General features: G+C 65.0%; 1 protein-coding gene. It reads right to left on the reverse strand.

All coding sequences use genetic code 11. The annotated features are described in order from the left end of the window. Positions 1–314, reverse strand: a 314-nt coding sequence (locus MO867_RS22775) for a capsid cement protein (RefSeq protein WP_252473415.1), incomplete at its 3' end; no start/stop codon positions are given. Positions 315–357: the final 43 nt, after the last annotated feature.

A 357-nucleotide genomic window follows, 5' to 3' on the forward strand; every position in this document is an offset into this window, starting at 1 on the left:
ACTTCGATGGAGTCGCCATCGCTGCTGGCGGCTTGCAGGGCTCGGGCCACGGTGACACCGGAAGACTTTGTTATAGCCTTGCCATCGGTGCCCACCTCAATGGGATCATCGGCGGCAATGGCTCCGGCGGCAGTCACCTGGGCGGTGCCGATGACATCCACCGGGAAATCCTCACCGGCCTCGGCGCTGCAGCGGGACACGCCGAGGGCGTTACCGCCGGCGCTGGCGGTGGTGCCATTACCGGCAGTAAAACGCCCGGCGCTGATGGCTGCCGTGGCGGCGAGGGTGAGCGTAAGCAGAGAAATAGATTGCATGGGGGCTCCCGATTAACTCACCGCAGCCAGGGCGGTGTTGTAG

Origin of the sequence: Microbulbifer okhotskensis (assembly GCF_023895975.1) — a bacterium.
GTDB classification, from domain to species: domain Bacteria; phylum Pseudomonadota; class Gammaproteobacteria; order Pseudomonadales; family Cellvibrionaceae; genus Microbulbifer; species Microbulbifer okhotskensis.